Source organism: Maribacter arcticus (assembly GCF_900167935.1).
Taxonomy (GTDB): Bacteria; Bacteroidota; Bacteroidia; order Flavobacteriales; family Flavobacteriaceae; genus Maribacter; species Maribacter arcticus.
Genome location: NZ_FUYL01000001.1, coordinates 517,512 through 536,961 on the forward strand (window position 1 = coordinate 517,512; position 19,450 = coordinate 536,961).

Here is a 19,450-nt window from a genome sequence, read left to right on the forward strand (position 1 = left end):
TGCCGAATAATTTTAGTTAATTGATTTAACAAGTTGACGATGAAAAGTGAAAATATGAGGTATTAAAAAAGGCATCCCAAGATTGGGATGCCTTTTTTAAATATAGAAAGTGTTTTGTTAATCTTGGGTCAATACCCAAGATCCACTTTGAATAAGAGGTTCTGCCTGCTTATACTTTACAGTTTTGCTTTCTCCACTCATCACATTTTTAATTGTAACTCGTTCGTTACGACCAATTTTAGGTTGTTCTCTTGTAATGGTTTCAGTAACGGCAGGTCGTTGTCCTTGCGTTTGACCTACAGCTCTACTCTGAGCTGCCATTTCATCACTATTTGGAATTTCTTCCTTAGTCGTTTTTAAATTTTCTTTCGAACGTTGAATATTCCTTTCCTCTTGAATAGCGTTTGTGTTTTCAGATGGTAATTCTCCTTTAAATAAGAATGAAATTACATCTTTGTTCACTTTCTCTATCATTGACTTAAATAGTTCAAATGCTTCGAACTTATAAATTAATAAAGGGTCTTTTTGTTCGTGAACTGCTAATTGAACGGATTGTTTCAACTCATCCATCTTACGAAGATGCGTCTTCCATGAGTCATCGATTATAGCCAATGAAATATTCTTTTCGAAATCGGTAATTAATTGTTTGCCATTGGTATCGTAAGCTTCCTGAAGATTGGTTACAACATTTAGGCTTTTGATTCCGTCAGTAAACGGAACCACGATACGCTCGAAATTGTTTGCATTATCTTCATGCACCTTTTTAATTACTGGGAAGGCAGACGCAGCATTGCGCTCCATTTTCTCATTGTAATGAGCATATGCCGCCTTATAGATTTTACCTGTTATTTCCTGAGCTCCCATGACCCCGAATTCTGCTTCAGTAACAGGTGATGTCATTGAAAAATATTTAATCAGCTCAAACTCAAGGTTTTTAAAATCACTTGCTGCTTTATTACCTTCTACGATAACTTCACAAGTATCATAAACCATGTTGGCAATATCAAGTTTTAAACGCTCGCCTTGTAATGCATGACGCCTTCTTTTATAGACTACTTCACGCTGTGCGTTCATAACATCATCATATTCTAATAGACGTTTACGAACCCCAAAGTTATTTTCCTCTACTTTTTTCTGAGCGCGCTCAATGGATTTGGTCATCATGCTGTGTTGAATAACCTCACCATCTTCCAACCCCATCTTATCCATCATTTTAGCGACTCTATCCGAACCGAATAAACGCATTAGGTTATCTTCTAAAGAAACATAGAATTGAGAGCTTCCTGGGTCTCCCTGACGCCCAGAACGACCACGTAACTGTCTATCTACACGTCTAGAATCATGACGTTCTGTACCTACAATGGCAAGACCACCTGCTTTCTTAACAGCTTCAGATAATTTAATATCCGTACCACGACCTGCCATGTTTGTAGCAATAGTTACAACACCAGCATTACCCGCCTCGGCAACAACATCAGCTTCTTTTTTGTGAAGCTTCGCGTTCAATACATTATGAGGAACTTTACGAACACTTAATAGTTTTGAAAGTAATTCTGAAATTTCAACAGATGTTGTACCAATTAATACAGGTCTGCCTGCATTACTTAATTTGGTAACCTCCTCAATAATCGCGTTGTATTTTTCTCTTTTTGTCTTATAAATTAAATCGTTTCTGTCATCTCTAGCAATAGGTCTGTTGGTCGGAATTTCCATAACATCTAACTTATAGATTTCCCAAAATTCCCCTGCTTCAGTAACAGCAGTACCTGTCATACCAGACAGTTTGCTATACATTCTAAAGTAGTTCTGCAAAGTAACTGTTGCAAAAGTTTGTGTTAATGCTTCAATCTTTACATTTTCTTTTGCCTCTATCGCTTGATGTAGTCCGTCAGAATATCTACGGCCATCCATAATACGACCAGTCTGCTCATCGACAATCATTACTTTATTTTCCATCACCACATATTCCGTATCTTTTTCAAATAGGGTATATGCTTTTAATAATTGGCTCATGGTGTGAATTCGCTCACTTTTAATCGTAAATTCTTTGAAAAGTTCCTCTTTTAATTCGGCCTCTTTTTCAATTTCAAGATTCTGATTCTCAATTTTTGCAATTTCACCACCGATATCTGGCATTACAAAGAAGTCTCTGTTTTCTTCTCCAGAAATATAGTCAACACCTTTATCGGTTAATTCAATCTGGTTATTTTTCTCATCAATAACGAATAATAGGTCTTCATCTACCTTGGGCATTTCCCTATTATTATCCTGCATGTAGAAATTTTCGGTTTTTTGAAGTAGCTGTTTTACACCTTCTTCACTCAAAAACTTGATCAATGCTTTATTCTTAGGTAATCCTCTAAATACACGTAGTAAAAGAAATCCACCTTCTTTAGAATCGCCTTCTGCTATCAGTTTCTTAGCTTCTGCCAAAACACTGGTTAAATGTTGACGTTGCTTTTGTACGATTTCCCCAACTTTAGGCTTCAATTCGTTAAATTCATGACGATCACCTTCTGGTACAGGACCAGAAATAATTAAAGGTGTACGAGCATCATCTACCAATACAGAATCGACCTCATCAACAATGGCATAATTATGAGGACGTTGCACCAAGTCTTTAGGTGTGTGAGCCATATTATCCCTAAGGTAGTCGAAACCAAATTCGTTATTTGTACCATAGGTAATATCTGCGTTGTAAGCTGCACGTCTACCATCGGAATTTGGTCGGTGATGATCTATACAATCTACAGAAAGGCCATGAAATTGAAATATTGGTGCCATCCAAGCACTATCTCTTTTTGCTAGATAATCATTAACGGTTACCAAATGAGCACCGTTTCCGCTTAGTGCATTTAAGTATAATGGTAATGTAGCTACAAGAGTTTTACCCTCACCAGTATGCATTTCAGCAATTTTACCTTGATGCATGGCAATACCACCTATAAGCTGTACATCGTAATGTATCATATCCCAGATCACTTCTTTACCAGCTGCGTTCCAAGAATTTCTCCAAATGGCATCTGAGCCCTCTAAGGTGACATAATCATTAGAACCTGACAATGTTCTGTCATATTCTGACGCTGTTACTTTTAAAGTTTCATTATTAACAAAACGTTTGGCAGTTTCCTTTACTACGGCAAAAGCTTCTGGAAGTAACTTATTTAAAGTTTCTTCAGAAATAACATAAGCCTCTTCTTTTAATTTATCTATTTCAGTATAGATGTCTTCGTTCTTATCAATATCTGTAGAGTTCTTAACCTCTTCCTCTAAAGTTTTTATTTGGTCAGTTTTCTCTTTGTAAGAATCTTGAATTATCTTCTTAAATTCTATGGTTTTCTGCCTTAGTTCGTCATGGTTAAGGCTTTCAAGCTGCGATTCAAATGACTTTATCTGATCTACTAAAGGCTGTAATTCCTTTACATCTTTTTGTGATTTATCACCAACGAATGCCTTTAGGATGGAATTAATGAAACTCATATATTTTAAACTATTAGAATTGAAATTTACTTAACCCAAAAATAGGTAAGGAGATTTTCAAAATATTATAGAGACGACAAATATGGCCGACGCTGTAAATTAGCAAAAGGTATTCCAGTCTTGTTTTTTAATCTGTTTAACCTAAATACCTGCCAAAATTACATAAAAAAAAAGCCTCCGAGGAGACTTTTAAGTAGTTATTATGATATCGAATATTAATATTCGTCCTCGTTCCAGAGGTAGTCTTCTTCCGTTGGATAGTCAGGCCAAATCTCTTCGATTGATTCATATATCTCGCCACCTTCTTCTTCCATAGATTGTAAATTTTCTACGACTTCTAAAGGGGCTCCAGTTCTGATGGAGTAATCTATTAACTCATCTTTACTTGCCGGCCAAGGTGCATCACTTAAATAAGATGCTAATTCTAATGTCCAATACATAGTAATTGTTTAATTTTAATTTTTTGCAAAAGTAATTTTTAAATCGAGACAGCCAAGAAATTATTGATTTATTTCAATATAATCTCAATATTTTTCTACAACTATTAATTGATAACGAATAAATTACAGATTTATTAGTCCTTTTTTTTAGGAACCCATTTTATTTCATTCGCCTTTAAATCACTTGACAATTTCCGTGCCAACACAAATAAGTAATCTGAAAGTCTATTTAAAAAGGAGAGTACATTACTGTCGAAAGGTTCGTTTTCAAATAATAATGTTGAAATGCGTTCTACTCTTCTACAAACAGTTCGTGCTATATGACAGTATGACACTGTAGTATGGCCGCCAGGTAAAATAAAATGAGTCATTTGTGGCAATTGACTATCCATTTCGTCTATGGCAATTTCTAAAAAGTTGATTTCTTCAGTACCTACTTTTGTTATGTTTAAACGCTGTTTACCATTTTTTAGAACTTCTTTTTCTGGATCTGTAGCCAAAATAGCGCCTACCGTAAATAAATGATCTTGTATGGTTATTAGTTGCTGCTTGCTATTTTGGTCAATATTTTGGTCTCGAATAAGGCCTAGCCAAGAATTTAATTCATCTACTGTACCATAGCTATCTATACGAATGTGATGCTTTGGTACTCGAGTCCCACCAAAAAGACCTGTTGTGCCATCATCACCTGTTTTAGTATATATTTTCATTCTGTGGATTAAAGAAAATTATGAAGTAGATTAAATTGTATTTAAAAAGGATAAAAATTTTCTATTCGATTTAATTGTCCTTTTTTTCTTTTCGCTCATAATCACCCATGAACTTTCTTGATTTTCGGTCACTAGACTTACCTCTACTGGTGATACGAATGACTAAATAAATGGCAAATACGACTCCTAGAATTATATATATGGTATTACTGTTCATTGAAAATTACTTTAGTTTAAAATTACTGGATTATATCCGTATTTTAAAATGTTCCTTTGCTTGTTCCTTTCTAAAGAATATGACCCCGCAGTAAAATAAATCAACCGTTACCTTAACATGCTCTAATGCTTTCAGCTTTTTCCAACTTTTATGATTATTCGGGTTTTTATGAATTCCGTCTAAAAATAGCATAGAGTCATTTGGTAGATTATTAACTTCTATACCCATGTTAAGTTCAGATATGCTCCCAACTAAAACATCGGAAACATTTTTAGTAAAGGAAACATTTGGGCAATATTGTTGGATAGTTTCCTCAATATTGTCCTCATTATTTAAAATACGTATTGAATGATATTTGAAGTAATCGATACTTTTGACAAGAATCTTTAAGGATATGGGAAGTTTTAATTGCTTTCGCGTATAAAGACATTTGGTCACATAATCATATACAAATGGCGAATGAACCCCATGTTGATTGGTTGCCGAAAAAAGGAATTTAATATAGGATATAAACCGAAACACGAATTAATTTTTCAATTTTTGTCAAAAGTAATGATAGTGGTGCAACTTAGAATTGAAACTGTAAAGTTTAATGTTTTTAAAGTAGTAGATAAAGGTATGAAATGGGGGTGGGTTTAAAGTTTGGGACAAAAAGGGCATTAGGTAATTAATTATGAAAGTTTAGCGCTGTTCAATTTAGTGGTGAATTCCAAAGCTTTAATTACTCTATTGTTTTTGTTCTTATATAATCTTGCAACTTCAATTGTCTTTTCAGTTTCTATAGTTGGAACAGTACTATTAGAAGTTTCAATTGTTTGAACCATTTCAACTGGAACACTTTCAACCTCTAAAGAAACATTTTCATTGTTTGCTTGTGCTTGAGCTAAGAAAGTAGTGAAGAAAAGAACAGTTAAAAGGATAATTGATTTCATGATATTTGTTTTACACTGCTAAAGTACAGGCATGAACAAACATAATTTGTCGTATATAGTTGAACGACATTTTGCTGTAGACGAATGGTGAAAACCACCCGTCTACTATTTTTTAGACGTAGTAAAATGTAATATGAATTCTAAGTTTTTATAGTGTCTAACCCTCCATAAGTGATGAAAGCTCGAACCAACGTTGAGTTTTACTTTCAATTGAATTGGTTAGTTCTTTTAATTCAATAGACAGCGCTTTAATATCATCGCCACCCAATGAACCATCGGTGAATTTCCCCTGAAGAACTACTTTTTGTTTTTCCAATTTCTGAATTTCACGTTCTAGTTTTTTATACTCCTGTTGGTCTGCATAAGAGATTTTAGGAGTGTTATCTGGTTCTTTCCAGCTGGTTTTAGTAGAACTTTGAATTTCCTTCTGTTCTCTTTTGTCTTGAATTTGGCTGTCTTCGTATGCTCTGAAATCTGAGTAGTTACCGGGGAAATCTTCCACTACGGCATCACCTCTAAACACAAATAAGTGATCTACGATTTTATCCATGAAATAACGGTCATGCGAAACTACTAAAAGACATCCTTGGAAATCCAACAAGAAGCTTTCTAATACGTTTAACGTTACGATATCTAAATCGTTAGTAGGCTCATCAAGAATTAAGAAGTTCGGATTTTGTATAAGTATGGTACACAAGTAAAGACGTTTACGTTCACCACCACTCAATTTATCTACAAAATCGTACTGCTTTTTTCTATCGAATAGAAAACGTTCAAGCAATTGCTGTGCTGATATTTGTTTTCCTTTCATTAAAGGTATATAATCACCGAATTCACGTATAACATCGATAACCTTCTGACCTTCTTTAATCTCAATACCTTTTTGAGTATAGTAACCAAATTTAATAGTGTCACCTACTATTACTTTGCCACTATCAGGTTGGTCGCGTCCACTAAGTATATTTAAAAAAGTAGATTTACCTGTACCGTTTTTACCTATAATCCCTATTCGTTCTCCTTTTTGAAAAACATATTCGAATTTATCTAGAATAGGTTTGTTAGGGTACGACTTAGATATCTTGTGAAGCTCGAGAATTTTGCTTCCTACACGCTCCATATTCAATTCTAGCTGTACTTCATGGTCTTTCCTACGTTGACTTGCCTTATCCTTAATTACAGCAAAGTCATCTATTCTAGATTTTGATTTGGTGGTACGGGCTTTGGGTTGCCTTCTCATCCAATCCAATTCCTTTTTAAAAAGTAATTCTGTTTTATGTTGCTCCGTTGCCTCTTGTTCTATGCGGGCTTCCTTTTTTTCAAGGTAATAAGAGTAATTGCCTTTATATGGATATAACTTTCCGTTTTCAAGTTCTATAATTTCATTACAAACACGCTCTAAAAAGTAACGGTCGTGGGTTACCATAAAGAGGGTCATGTTTTCTTTAGCGAAAAATTCCTCTAACCATTCAATCATTTCTAGATCTAAGTGGTTGGTAGGTTCATCTAATACCAAAAGGTCTGGTTTGTTGATGAGTGCATTAGCCAACGCCAAACGTTTCTTTTGTCCACCAGAAAGTTTATCGACCTTGGCACTCAAATCATCAAGTTTAAGCTTTGAAAGTATTTGTTTGTACTGAGTTTCAAAATCCCAAGCCTCAAAACGGTCCATCGCCTCAAATGCTTTTTGATAGGCATCTGCGTCTTCTGGGTTTAATAAAGCCTTTTCATAATTAGCTAAAACCTGTAGAATCTCATTGTCTGATGCGAAAATAGTTTCTTCTACTGTTAGATTCGGGTCCATTACCGGTTCTTGGGCCAAGAAGGAAACACGTGTAGATTTACGATAGTTTACTTGTCCTGTATCTGGAGTATCAGCTCCTGAAAGGATATTTAAAATGGAAGTTTTTCCGGTACCGTTTTTAGCGATTAAGGCAATTTTTTGGCCTTTATTGATTCCAAAAGAAAGGTTTTCAAAAAGCACCAATTCGCCATAGGATTTAGAAATATTTTCAACGGTAAGTAAATTCATGTAGGGTATCTTGATTTTTATTTTTTAAGTTGAATCACATTTTTAAAATGATACAACAGAAATAGGTAGCGTATAGCTAAAGCTAGAATAACTAAGATTAATAGTATTGAGAAAACTTGAATTTTAAACATCCAAAGAATACAGGTAATGAATAACATCACAATTAATAAGATCAAATAAAATTTAATCCATTTAGGAACTTTTTCTTTTAGGATTAAAAATCCGATGATGGCATTAGGAGCAAAAGCCCATAAAGCGTTGTAATTCGCTTTTGTAGCTAAATGGTCTGTTCCAAACCAAAGAAATAAGATTAACATACCAGAAAAACCTGTGAGCATAAATAGTGAAAAATCTAGCCATTTGGTTCGTCTTTCGTTTTTATAATCTTTAAAGGTTACCCAAGTGACAAGGGCCAAAAGAAGACCGAGCCAAAAGGCAGGTGTTAGAAATAAAAGCGAATTGTCATTTTGTTCAGGAATATCCAACAAAACAGATTCCTTTTTAACAATTGATTTGCCGTTTAATGTAGTATGTTTCATTTGTTGGTACACATAAATAGGTAAAAACAAATGTTCGTAAGGTGTTGCCTTTCGGTCAATGACGGAGCCTAATGCTAAATCAATGCCGAAATTAGACCAGGTATTCGGATTTAATTTTAATCGTATTAACTCGCGAAATGTGAGATGGTTTTCTAAATAGGAGTAATCAAATTTAAAAGTGCTCCCTAAAGTCTTCTCAAAAACCATGGGTATTCTGGTTGCGCAATTATCGAACAAGAAATCATATTTATACCTCTTGTTTTCTGGCAATAAGTTATTTTCTAAAAAGCCAACAATTAGTGTTCGTTGTTGTAAGTTTAAATCTAATTCCTGCTCTTTTATCCAACGTTTTTCTTGTTGATAAGAGTAGTCAAAGTATTTGAACGGAATTCTCGAAATGGTGTAAGCTAACTTACCTCTAGTAAAATTCAGATAAAAATTAGGGTCTTCGAAATCATATGTACCATAACCATAAACTTCATCAATACCTAGTGTAGGGTCTTGTAATCGTATCGCACTATGTCCAAATTTGGCAGCTAAATCTTCCCCTGTTCCTACGGTCAATAAACTTATTTTTGATAATGGAGATAGTTCTGCATTTTGAGATAGTCCCAAAAATGCAGTAAAAAGTAGAATTAAAAAAAAAGTAATTTTTCTGAACATACCTTTACTAGCTCATAGCAGCTGCAAAGATGCGAATAACTAAGATATTTAATTCTAAAAGCTTTTATAATTTACTGATTGAACGAGATCAAGTATCATTCTTTAGTTTGAAACTCGTTTTACTTTATGGGTTTAAAAGTTAGAACCAATAGAATTATCTTATTTTTATAACATATTATATATTCGAGAATTCCTTATTTCTCTAATTATGAACAATACAATTGTTGTAGCCAAAGCCAGATTCCTATGAAAAAACATATCCCTAATTTTATTACCCTATTGAACGTTTTCTGTGGCTGTGTGGCTACAATATTCGCAGTATTGAACCGATTAGAAATTGCGGCAATTTTTGTTGCGTTGGGAATTTTCTTTGATTTTTTCGACGGATTGGCAGCTCGTGTTCTTGATGTGAAAAGTGAATTGGGATTGCAGTTAGACTCGTTGGCGGATATGATTACTAGCGGACTAGTTCCGGGTATTGTAATGTTTCAATTGCTAGCCATGTCGCAGACTAGCGGTTGGGGAGATGGTTCTCATTTTTTTATGGAATCTGGGGAATTAAAATTTATACACTTATTGCCATTTTTAGGTTTCGTAATTACTATGGCTTCTGCGTATAGATTGGCGAAATTTAATATTGATGAAAATCAAACATCCTCGTTTATTGGATTGCCAACTCCCGCTAATGCCCTTTTAATTCTATCATTACCACTAATATTATTATATCAGAACAATGATTTCTTAAATAGTATGATTCTTAACCAATGGTTCTTAATTATACTAACATTTGTTAGTGCATATCTCCTAAATGCTAATCTGCCATTATTCGCTTTAAAATTTAAAAATACCAGCTTTAAGGATAATGCCATGCGCTATATCTTTTTAATCATTAGCCTTGTTCTGATTGTTACTATGAAATTCATGGCTATTCCATTGATTATTCTATTTTATGTAGTAAGTTCTGTCATTCAGGAGAGACTTTAATACAGGTAATATTTATTACGGAGAATTATGGATAATGAACAGGAACAAGTTGAATTTTGGTTAGCAGGACCTATACCCTACATACCAGATGCTTTACAGCCTGCAGCTCATGCACTTTTGCAATCTGAGCGTGAGTTGAAAAAGTATACTGCAGATTTTCCAAAAGAACTTTTATGGGCAAAAGTAGCGGGCAGAGCATCGGTAGGTTTTCATATGAACCATTTAACGGGTGTTTTGGATAGAATGTTGACGTATGCAAAAAGTGAATCCTTAACTGATGAACAGTTTGCCTTTTTAAAACAGGAAGGTGCTTTTAATTTGGGAACTGAAGTTGAAGACTTACGCGAACAATTTTCTTTAAAGGTTGCTGAAGCTTTAGCATATTTTAAAACCATTTCAGAACATACACTTACCGAAAAACGTACTGTGGGTAGAAAGAAATTACCATCTACGGTAATAGGTCTCCTATTTCACGCTGCAGAGCATAGTCAAAGACATATAGGTCAGTTATTGGTTACCACAAGTGTACTGCAATCCAATATCTCATAGTTCATTTTTAATCAGAACAAAATACTACAATGAATAAATCGGTCGTAATTATCGGTGCAGGTTTAACCGGACTTTTAACAGCATACCGCTTGCAAGAACTTGGTTATAGCATAACGGTTGTAGAGGCAAGAGACCGAATAGGAGGTAGGATCCATACCCTAGAATCAGGTAATGCCAAAGTGGAAATGGGAGCAACTTGGTTCAATGAAAGTCATTACCATTTGTTAGATATCATTCACGAGTTTAAGGTTCTTTTTTTTGAACAATTTCTAACAGGTATATCTTATTTTCAAACTTTTTCAAATGTACCACCGCAAGAAATTGCTGTGCCAAATGATAGTCCTAGTTACCGATTTAATAATGGAACAATCGATTTGCTGAATGCTATATATACTAGACTAAAACCGAATACGGTCTTTTTGAATGAGGTGGCAAAGGAGGTTTTAGTGTCTGAAAATAGCTCAGAAGTAAAAACTAATTCTAGAACTTTAAAAGCAGATGTAGTAATTACCACATTACCACCTGCCGCATTAATTGACCAAATAACATTTTCACCTTCATTGCCAAATGAGTTGGTTTCTTTGGCTGAGCAAACCCATACTTGGATGCAAGATTGCATTAAAGTGGCCCTTACTTATAACAAGCCATTTTGGCGAGAACAAGGGAAATCGGGCACTATATTTAGTAATGTTGGTCCGCTAACAGAATTCTATGACCAATCTAATATAGAAACAGCTTCTTATGCACTTGTAGGTTTTGCATCTGGTAACTGTGCACGTTTTACTAAAGAACAACGTATAGAGAAAATAGAAGGGCAATTGAAAATGGTATTTGGTGATGAGGCGTTGCAGTATGAATCTTATAATGAAACTGCCTGGTATCAAGAAGAATTCACCAAATCGAATAGACAGGATGATAATTTATTTCCTCATCAAAATGGAGGACATTCCCTTTATCAAGAACCTTTATTCGATAATAAGTTGTTTATTTCTGGATCAGAAACATCAAAACATCACTCTGGTTACATGGAAGGAGCTATTTTTGCAACTGAATCTGTTGTTGCAAAACTTAAGAGCTTGCACATAACACAGTCGTAAATACATGTCAGTTACCTTATTATCATCTCCCTTACAGGGCTTTACCGATTTTAGATTCCGTAATGCGTTTCATCATTATTTTGGTGGTATTGATACATTTTATGCGCCATACATTAGATTGAATGGGAAAATGGTCATTAAAAACTCGTATCAAAAAGATTTACAGCCAGAGAATAATACGACCCTAGAGGTTATACCACAGGTGATGACAGGTGATGCCGATGAATTTTTGTTTGTGATAAAGTACATTCAGAGTTTAGGGTATAAGGAGCTCAATTGGAATTTAGGTTGCCCTTACCCTATGGTTACTAAGCAGGGCATGGGTAGCGGACTTATTTGTAATCCTGAGAAAATTGACCATATTCTTAAGCGTGCCCATGAAGAAACCGATGTTGTTGTTTCCATGAAAATGCGAATGGGTTATGAAAATGCAGAGGAGATTTTAGAGGTTTTTCCAATTCTAGATGCTTATCCGTTAAAAAATATTGCCATTCATGCGCGTATAGGTAAGCAATTGTATAAAGGCGGAGTAGATTTAGAGTCTTTTCAACGATGTGTAGAAAGTACCAAGCATAAATTATATTATAACGGAGATATTACCACGGTGGCAAAGTTTACCGAAATGCAAGAGCGTTTCCCTACCATTGACCATTTTATGATGGGTAGAGGTCTCATTGCCGACCCGTTTTTACCGAGCATGATTAAAAATAATACCACGGAATACCCAAAAGATCGTTGGAAGATTTTTTCTGAATTTCATGATACTATCTATCAGCAATATGATGAAGCGTTATCAGGACCAACGCCTATTAAAATGAAAATGCAGGGCTTTTGGGAGTATTTTTCACAATCAACTTCCAATCCGCATAAGGCATTCAAGAAAATAAAGAAAGCCAATAATCCTAGGGCATATCAGCAAGCGGTACGTGAGATATTGAATAATGAATAAGGTATCCGCTATCTTTGTTGCTTAGTACAAAAATTACCTTGTGAAAGACCTCCTTTTAATAACACCACCATTTACTCAATTGAATACCCCTTATCCGGCAACGTCATATATAAAGGGTTTTTTGAATACAAAGGATATTTCATCTTTTCAATCAGATCTAGGTATTGAGGTTATTTTATCACTCTTTAATAAAAATACATTTCAGAAACTTTTTGAAATGGCTTTTGACGCAGATGTTATTGTTTCTGAAAACAGCCAAAGAATATATGCGCTTCGTCAAGATTATTTGAAGACGTTAGATGCTGTTATTCTTTTTCTACAAGGTAAGAACGATACGTTGGCTAGGCAGTTGTGTACTGATAATTTTCTTCCTCAAGCATCGCGTTTTCAGCAGTTAGATGATTTGGAATGGGCTTTTGGGAATATGGGTATGCAAGATAAAGCCAAGCATCTTGCGACGTTATATCTAGAGGATTTATCCGATTTCATTGTAGAATGTATAGATGCAAATTTTGGCTTCAGTAGATATGCCGAGCGATTAGGGCGTAGTGCCAATTCGTTTGATGAACTCTATGGTCACCTAAATGAACAGCCAACTTTTATAGATGAATTAACGCTTGGCTTGCTTTCAGAGCAGTTAAAGAATATACAGCCTAAACTGGTATGTTTTTCGGTTCCTTTTCCGGGAAATTTATATAGTGCTTTTAGATGTGCACAATTTATTAAGGCAAGTTACCCATCGGTCAAAATTGCAATGGGTGGTGGCTTTCCCAATACAGAATTACGTGGTCTTACCGACGTGCGTGTCTTTGAATTCTTCGATTTTATTTCGTTAGATGATGGGGAACTTCCCTTAGAACTTATTTATCATTATTTGATGAATGGAGGCGGAGAACTAAAACGCACCTTTATTTTAGAGGATAATCAAGTTGTTTATAAAAATGACAGTTTACGACCAGATTATAAGCAGCAAGATGTGGGTACTCCAGACTATTCAGATCTGTTTTTGGATAAATACATATCGGTCATAGAAATTGCCAACCCTATGCATAGTTTGTGGAGTGATGGTCGGTGGAATAAATTGACCATGGCACATGGGTGCTATTGGGGTAAATGTACTTTTTGCGATATTTCATTAGACTATATTAAAATATACGAACCCGTTGCGGCAAGTCTTTTGGTTGACCGTGTAGAAACTTTAATAGCACAAACAGGGGAATCAGGATTTCATTTTGTAGATGAGGCAGCTCCGCCTTCTTTAATGAAATCTTTTGCTTTAGAGGTCCTTAAAAGAAACTTGACCATTACGTGGTGGACAAATATTCGTTTTGAAAAGAACTTTACTCAAGATCTGTGTTTTTTGCTGAAAGCATCGGGTTGTATCGCCATTTCTGGCGGATTGGAAGTTGCATCTGACCGTTTACTGAAACTAATTGATAAGGGGGTTACAGTTGAACAAGTGGCACAAGTAACCAGAAATTTTACCGAAGCGAATATTATGGTGCATTCGTATTTAATGTACGGCTACCCAACGCAAACGGTACAAGAAACGGTAGATAGTTTAGAAATGGTACGGCAGTTGTTCGAGTTGGGAATTATACAATCTGGTTTTTGGCATCAATTCGCATTAACAGCTCATAGTCCGGTTGGTCTACATCCTGAAGAATACGGGGTTATGCCAGATTTAAAATCCATTAGCTTTGCCAACAACGATATCGACTTTAAAGATAAAACTGGTATAGACCATAGCAAATTTAGTTTCGGATTAAAAAAATCACTCTTCAATTTCATGCATGGTATTGGCTTTGATATGAGTTTGCAAGAATGGTTCGATTTTAAAATTCCAACTTCAACAATATCCCCAGATTATATATACAATTGCCTAGAAAAAGAATTACTTCTGAATACAAAATCGACAGCTAAAGTAGCTTGGATTGGTCCCGTGCCTATGACCAATGAGCGTGTAAAGAAGAAAAAAGGAATGACTTGGCAGCAGCTTGAATTAAGTTTTCATACTAAGGCTGATTTGTATGAAATCACAGTAGATAAAGATAAAGGGCAATGGCTGCTTTCTAGTTTAGAAAAATTAAAACCAGAAAACAAACCATTAAGTTACGGTCAGCTAAAAAAGGATTATGAATCTCAATTGGAAGATTTTGAATTATTCTGGTACTCTAAACAAGTAGTAGGTTTACGCGAACATGGCCTTTTAGTTTTATAATTTAATCAATATAAAATGGTTGTAAAGAATGTTAGAAAAGAAGATATAGATGAAATATTTCGATTATATAATATAGCATCTAATTACCAAAAAAGTAAAAAAACCGTTGTCGTTTGGCCTGATTTCGATCGTGAAATGGTTTCTCAGGAAATAGCAGAGCATAGGCAGTTTAAGTTACTTATTGATGACGAGATTGCTTGTATTTGGGCTATCACTTTTTCTGATGCCCAAATTTGGGAAAAACGAAATGAGGATCCAGCTATTTATATTCATCGTATAGCTACGAATCCAAAGTTTCGCGGTCATAATTTTGTTGGTGCAATTGTAGATTGGGCTAAAGATTATGCCAACGTTCATACAAAACAATTTATTCGGTTAGATACTATAGGCGAAAACACTCGCCTAATTAATCATTATTGTAATTGTGGCTTTGATTTTTTAGGCATGTTTGATCTGCCGAACGTTGATGAATTGCCACCGCATTATAAAGAAGGTCCTGTATGTTTATTCGAAATAGACCTAGCTAAAAAATGAAAATGGCACCAAGAATAATAGAACTGAAATCTAGAAAAGTAATTGGCATATCTCAAGAGATGAGTCTTGTAGATAATCAGACATTTGAGCTTTGGAAAAGTTTTAGAGTTCGTAGTAGTGAAATAAAAAATAGAATATCTGAAAATTTTATTTCTCTTCAATTATTCACTAATGGTTATTTTGATGTATTTAACCCTGCAAATCGTTTTGTAAAATGGGCATGTGTTGAGGTTGGGAGTATTGAAAACCTTCCACATGAAATGTCTTCTCTAACGATACCTGGTGGTTCATATGCAGTTTTTGAGCATAAGGGTTCTGTTTCGCCCCAAGATATTTTTCAATATATTTATGGAGAATGGATTCCTAAATCCAAATATCAACTAGACGACCGTCCTCATTTCGAAGTTTTGGGAGCCAAGTATAAATTTAATAATCCCACCTCAGAAGAGGAAATTTGGATTCCGATTAAGACTAAATGAAAGACCCTGAAAAAGCACCTTGGTATTATTTATTTCTATTGATTTTAGCTGGGGAGAGCGTTTTTATATTACCCTTTGTTTTGCAACGTGTGTTTAGGCCCACAGTCTTAAAAGTTTTTGAATTAGATAATGTAGAACTTGGACTATGCTTCTCAGTATATGGTTTTGTGGCACTAATATCTTATTTGTTGGGAGGGCCTTTGGCAGATAAATATCAACCTAGAAAATTGATAGCTATTGCGCTTTGGATGACTGCTCTAGGTGGTTTGGTCTTTGCTACTTTTCCAGAGTATTCAACCCTTCAAATTTTATATGGTTTTTGGGGCTTTACAACGATTTTTCTTTTTTGGTCACCGATGATAAAAGCAACACGGGTTTGGGGCGGTAAAAAATCTCAAGGCAAAGCATTTGGATTTTTAGATGGTGGTAGAGGATTGGTAGGTGCTCTATTTGGTACTTTGGGTGTTGTTGTTTTTTCTCATTTTATGTCAGCAAATTTGGAGGTGGCAACCTTGCAAGAAAGTAGGTTTGCATTTCGATATGTAATTCTAACCTCTTCTGCCATTGTTGCTGTGGTAGGCTTGTTGGTTTGGATATTTATGAAACTACCCGAACATTTAGAAAAGGAAATTATAGTTGATAAAATTACCGTTTCGCAAATTAAAGAAGTAGTTCGCCTTCCTTCCGTAGTGTTATTAATGGTAATTATACTGTGTGCTTATGTTGGGTATAAGATTACAGACGTATTCTCGCTATATGCGCAAGATGTTATGTTGTTCGATGAGGTAGGTTCTGCTCAGGTGGGTACTTTTTTGTTATTTGCACGTCCGGTTGTGGGAGTTTTTATTGGTGTTTTAGCTGACCGTTCTAGACCTAGCTTATGGCTATTTATCAGTTTTATAATTACTTTTTTCGGTGCTATTATTTTTGCGTCTGGCTTGGTATCCAATATTCCATATTTTGTATTTCTGCTCTCGATATTGGTCGTTGCTATTGGAGTTTATGCTGCACGATCCTTATATTTTGCGGTTATGCAAAGTGGTAAAATTCCTCTAGTATTCACAGGCACTGCGGTAGGTTTGATTTCTTTAGTGGGATATACTCCTGATATTTTTGCCGGTCCTGCTATGGGATATTTACTTGATGCTTCACCAGGTTTGGAAGGACATCAGCATGTATTTTGGATGTTGGCGGTATTTTCATTTATTGGTGGTATAGCTGCATTTAGATATTTTCAACTTTATGGTAAACCAATCAATGAAATTTCCAAAAAACCTTAACCTCCTGTTATCGGGTATCATCGTAATAATTGCCGGCTTGGTTTATGGTGGCCACCCAACGTACATTATGCCAGAGGTTCTTAATTTTAAAGTCGAGGCATTAGAGCTAAAAAATATGTTGCGTGCTGTAATGGGTATTTACCTTGGTATTGGAACGTATTGGTTATTGGGTGCTTTTAAGCCAAAACTTTGGTCTGGTGCCACATTAAGTAATGTGCTATTTATGGGAGGTATTTCGTTGGGTAGAATTGTGAGCACTCTGTTTGATGGAGTCTCTACAATGTTTACTCCTGCCTTAATTTTAGAGCTTTTGTTTTTCGTTTGGGGACTGTATAATTTGAATAAATACAGTGATTAAAATGAATGGTAACGCAAATTACAAGTGTTAAAAATCTAATTTCTTTTTACGTAGCTCAAAATTTTGCCCTAAGTATACTTTACGTACCATTTCATCTGCAGCCAATTCTTCGGGTTCTCCAGACTTTAAGATGCCACCTTCGAACATTAAATAAGAACGTTCTGTAATAGCAAGCGTTTCCTGCACGTTGTGGTCGGTAATAAGAATACCAATGTTTTTATCTTTTAATTGAGCTACAATGCGTTGTATGTCTTCTACGGCTACCGGGTCGACACCAGCAAAAGGTTCATCAAGTAGAATAAATTTAGGGTCTGTTGCCAAAGCTCTTGCTATTTCAGTTCTTCTTCGTTCACCACCCGAAAGTAAATCGCCTCGGCTTTTACGAATATGACCTAAACCAAATTCTTCAATGAGCGACTCCATTTTCATGTGTTGCTCTTTCTTGCTTAGTTTAGTAAGTTGAAGTACGCTTAGAATATTTTTTTCAATGCTAAGCTTTCTAAAGACCGAAGCTTCTTGCGCCAAATAACCAATACCGTTCTGGGCACGTTTATACATGGGGAATTTAGTGATTTCCATATCATCTAACCAAATACTGCCTCCATTAGGTTTGATAAGACCTACAATCATATAGAAGGAAGTTGTCTTACCGGCACCATTAGGCCCTAAGAGTCCTACGATTTCCCCTTGATTAACTTCCAAGGAAATTCCCTTAACCACCCTACGACCTCTGTAGGACTTCATAATATTGTCGGCACGTAACTTCATGTTTTCAAATCTATTGGTTATTGGTCTGTTAGAAAAGTAATTAGGGTTTATTTAACCTTGATGGTTTTCTAATTCTTCCCAATACTCATAGGCTCTTCTTAAATGGGGTATAACTATGGTGCCGCCTACCAAGGTAGCAATTCCCAAGGTTTCCATTATTTCTTCCTTTGTAACACCTTCTTTATGCGAACTTTCTAAATGATATTTTACACAATCGTCGCAACGAAGAACAGTAGAGGCTACAAGCCCTAATAATTCTTTGGTTTTGACGTCTAATGCTCCTGCAGCAAAGGCATTGGTGTCTAAATTAAAAATTCGTTTAACAATTTTATTGTTATCTGCCAACAGCTTCTCGTTCATTTTAGAACGATAGGCATTAAATTCATCAATTTGATTTGACATTTTTATTTGATTTTTTTTCTTTCTCTGCTTTTTTTCTTTCTTTTCTAAGCACCATTCCAGAAATATAGATACTTACCTGATACAATACTAAAACAGGGATTGCTACAATTATTTGACTTGCAACATCTGGAGGTGTAATAACTGCTGATAAAATAAGTACGATTACCAAAGCAATTTTTCGATACTTCTTCATTATCTCTGGGGTTACAAGACCCACTTTTGTTAAGAAGAAAATTATAATCGGTAGTTCGAAAAGTATACCACACGCAATTACAGAAGCTCTTACGGTTGATATATAAGAAGCTAAATCGAACTCGTTAGTCACTTCTGAACTTACTTGATAGGTTCCTAAAAAGTTTATAGATAGCGGCGCTACTACATAATAACCGAATAGGACACCCATGAAAAATAATAAAGAAGCAATCAATATAAAGCCTCTTGAGCTTTTACGTTCTTTTTCATAAAGGCCAGGGCTGATGAATTTCCACATTTCATATAAAACATAAGGAAATCCGACGATAAAACCTGCCCAAATAGATGTCCAAATGTGGGCAGAAAACTGTCCGGACATTAACCTGCTTTGAATGGTGAATGGTAATTTTTCTGCACAGAACGCTGAATCGAAACCAAAATAAGTAGCAATATCGCAAAAGAGTTTATACGTTGGAAAATCCATTTTCTTAGGCCCGAAAATAACCGTATCGAAAATGAAATCTTTCATTAAAAAGGCTGCAGAGCCTATGATAACGATTGCCACAGTAGACCGAATTAAATGCCATCTTAATTCTTCTAAATGGTCGAGAAATGACATCTCGTTGT

Annotated in this window: 20 protein-coding genes; 9 read left to right on the forward strand and 11 right to left on the reverse strand. The window is 35.2% G+C overall.

From position 1 onward, the window contains the following. Window positions 1-117: 117 nt before the first annotated feature. The 8 genes from secA to B5X55_RS02440 all read right to left on the reverse strand — a co-directional run bounded on the left by secA (window position 118) and on the right by B5X55_RS02440 (window position 9,010). Window positions 118-3,480: a preprotein translocase subunit SecA gene (secA, locus tag B5X55_RS02405; protein ID WP_079510973.1), complete on the reverse strand. Its 3,363-nt coding sequence runs from the start codon at window positions 3,478-3,480 to the stop codon at window positions 118-120. A 215-nt stretch (window positions 3,481-3,695) separates the two neighbouring features. Beyond that, window positions 3,696-3,920: a DUF2795 domain-containing protein gene (locus tag B5X55_RS02410; protein ID WP_027064442.1), complete on the reverse strand. Its 225-nt coding sequence runs from the start codon at window positions 3,918-3,920 to the stop codon at window positions 3,696-3,698. A 134-nt stretch (window positions 3,921-4,054) separates the two neighbouring features. Further along, complete coding sequence (locus B5X55_RS02415; RefSeq protein ID WP_079510974.1) at window positions 4,055-4,630, reverse strand: cob(I)yrinic acid a,c-diamide adenosyltransferase; 576 nt, start codon at window positions 4,628-4,630, stop codon at window positions 4,055-4,057. Window positions 4,631-4,700: 70 nt separating this feature from the next. After that, window positions 4,701-4,847: a hypothetical protein gene (locus B5X55_RS18840; protein WP_200811578.1), complete on the reverse strand. Its 147-nt coding sequence runs from the start codon at window positions 4,845-4,847 to the stop codon at window positions 4,701-4,703. Between the two features lie 30 nt (window positions 4,848-4,877). Then, window positions 4,878-5,369, reverse strand: coding sequence for a hypothetical protein (locus B5X55_RS02420; RefSeq protein ID WP_143814383.1), 492 nt, complete (start codon window positions 5,367-5,369; stop codon window positions 4,878-4,880). 149 nt (window positions 5,370-5,518) lie between these two features. Then, window positions 5,519-5,779 (reverse strand): hypothetical protein, encoded by a 261-nt coding sequence (locus tag B5X55_RS02430; protein ID WP_079510977.1) that lies wholly within the window; start codon window positions 5,777-5,779, stop codon window positions 5,519-5,521. Window positions 5,780-5,936: 157 nt separating this feature from the next. Beyond that, window positions 5,937-7,808, reverse strand: coding sequence for an ABC-F family ATP-binding cassette domain-containing protein (locus B5X55_RS02435; protein WP_079510978.1), 1,872 nt, complete (start codon window positions 7,806-7,808; stop codon window positions 5,937-5,939). A 17-nt stretch (window positions 7,809-7,825) separates the two neighbouring features. Then, on the reverse strand, window positions 7,826-9,010 hold the full coding sequence (locus B5X55_RS02440; protein ID WP_079510980.1) for a lipoprotein N-acyltransferase Lnb domain-containing protein: 1,185 nt from the start codon (window positions 9,008-9,010) through the stop codon (window positions 7,826-7,828). A 246-nt stretch (window positions 9,011-9,256) separates the two neighbouring features. Between B5X55_RS02440 and B5X55_RS02445 the strand changes: the two genes are divergently transcribed. From B5X55_RS02445 to B5X55_RS02485, 9 genes are read left to right on the forward strand one after another with little or no spacing between them, the layout of a single operon-like run. Further along, window positions 9,257-9,994 carry a CDP-alcohol phosphatidyltransferase family protein gene (locus B5X55_RS02445; protein ID WP_079510982.1) on the forward strand — a complete coding sequence of 246 codons (738 nt, stop codon included), beginning with the start codon at window positions 9,257-9,259 and terminating at the stop codon, window positions 9,992-9,994. A gap of 27 nt (window positions 9,995-10,021) precedes the next feature. Continuing rightward, the gene (locus B5X55_RS02450) at window positions 10,022-10,543 is read left to right on the forward strand and encodes a DinB family protein (protein ID WP_079510984.1); all 522 of its coding nucleotides are present in this window, start codon (window positions 10,022-10,024) and stop codon (window positions 10,541-10,543) included. A 29-nt stretch (window positions 10,544-10,572) separates the two neighbouring features. Further along, window positions 10,573-11,640 (forward strand): flavin monoamine oxidase family protein, encoded by a 1,068-nt coding sequence (locus tag B5X55_RS02455; RefSeq protein ID WP_079510986.1) that lies wholly within the window; start codon window positions 10,573-10,575, stop codon window positions 11,638-11,640. Between the two features lie 4 nt (window positions 11,641-11,644). Then, complete coding sequence (locus tag B5X55_RS02460) at window positions 11,645-12,589, forward strand: tRNA dihydrouridine synthase (RefSeq protein WP_079510990.1); 945 nt, start codon at window positions 11,645-11,647, stop codon at window positions 12,587-12,589. 40 nt (window positions 12,590-12,629) lie between these two features. Beyond that, on the forward strand, window positions 12,630-14,810 hold the full coding sequence (locus B5X55_RS02465; protein WP_079510995.1) for a B12-binding domain-containing radical SAM protein: 2,181 nt from the start codon (window positions 12,630-12,632) through the stop codon (window positions 14,808-14,810). 15 nt (window positions 14,811-14,825) lie between these two features. Then, on the forward strand, window positions 14,826-15,344 hold the full coding sequence (locus tag B5X55_RS02470; protein ID WP_079510996.1) for a GNAT family N-acetyltransferase: 519 nt from the start codon (window positions 14,826-14,828) through the stop codon (window positions 15,342-15,344). A 2-nt stretch (window positions 15,345-15,346) separates the two neighbouring features. Next, on the forward strand, window positions 15,347-15,823 hold the full coding sequence (locus B5X55_RS02475; RefSeq protein ID WP_079511093.1) for a GyrI-like domain-containing protein: 477 nt from the start codon (window positions 15,347-15,349) through the stop codon (window positions 15,821-15,823). Next, window positions 15,820-17,103, forward strand: coding sequence for an MFS transporter (locus tag B5X55_RS02480; protein WP_079510997.1), 1,284 nt, complete (start codon window positions 15,820-15,822; stop codon window positions 17,101-17,103). The genes B5X55_RS02475 and B5X55_RS02480 overlap by 4 nt, the downstream gene beginning before the upstream one ends. Continuing rightward, entirely contained in the window at window positions 17,081-17,461 is a 381-nt protein-coding gene (locus B5X55_RS02485; protein ID WP_159447515.1) for a DUF4345 domain-containing protein, read from the forward strand. The genes B5X55_RS02480 and B5X55_RS02485 overlap by 23 nt, the downstream gene beginning before the upstream one ends. 27 nt (window positions 17,462-17,488) lie before the next feature. On the opposite strand, the gene lptB is transcribed toward B5X55_RS02485, so the two are convergent. The 3 genes from lptB to tatC are packed head-to-tail and all read right to left on the reverse strand — an operon-like array spanning window position 17,489 to window position 19,442. After that, window positions 17,489-18,229 (reverse strand): LPS export ABC transporter ATP-binding protein, encoded by a 741-nt coding sequence (gene lptB, locus B5X55_RS02490; RefSeq protein WP_079510999.1) that lies wholly within the window; start codon window positions 18,227-18,229, stop codon window positions 17,489-17,491. A gap of 51 nt (window positions 18,230-18,280) precedes the next feature. After that, the gene (locus B5X55_RS02495; protein WP_079511000.1) at window positions 18,281-18,631 is read right to left on the reverse strand and encodes a carboxymuconolactone decarboxylase family protein; all 351 of its coding nucleotides are present in this window, start codon (window positions 18,629-18,631) and stop codon (window positions 18,281-18,283) included. Next, window positions 18,615-19,442, reverse strand: a complete 828-nt coding sequence (gene tatC / locus B5X55_RS02500; RefSeq protein WP_234999647.1) for a twin-arginine translocase subunit TatC — start codon at window positions 19,440-19,442, stop codon at window positions 18,615-18,617. Before tatC ends, B5X55_RS02495 begins: the two co-directional genes overlap by 17 nt. Window positions 19,443-19,450 lie beyond the last annotated feature (8 nt).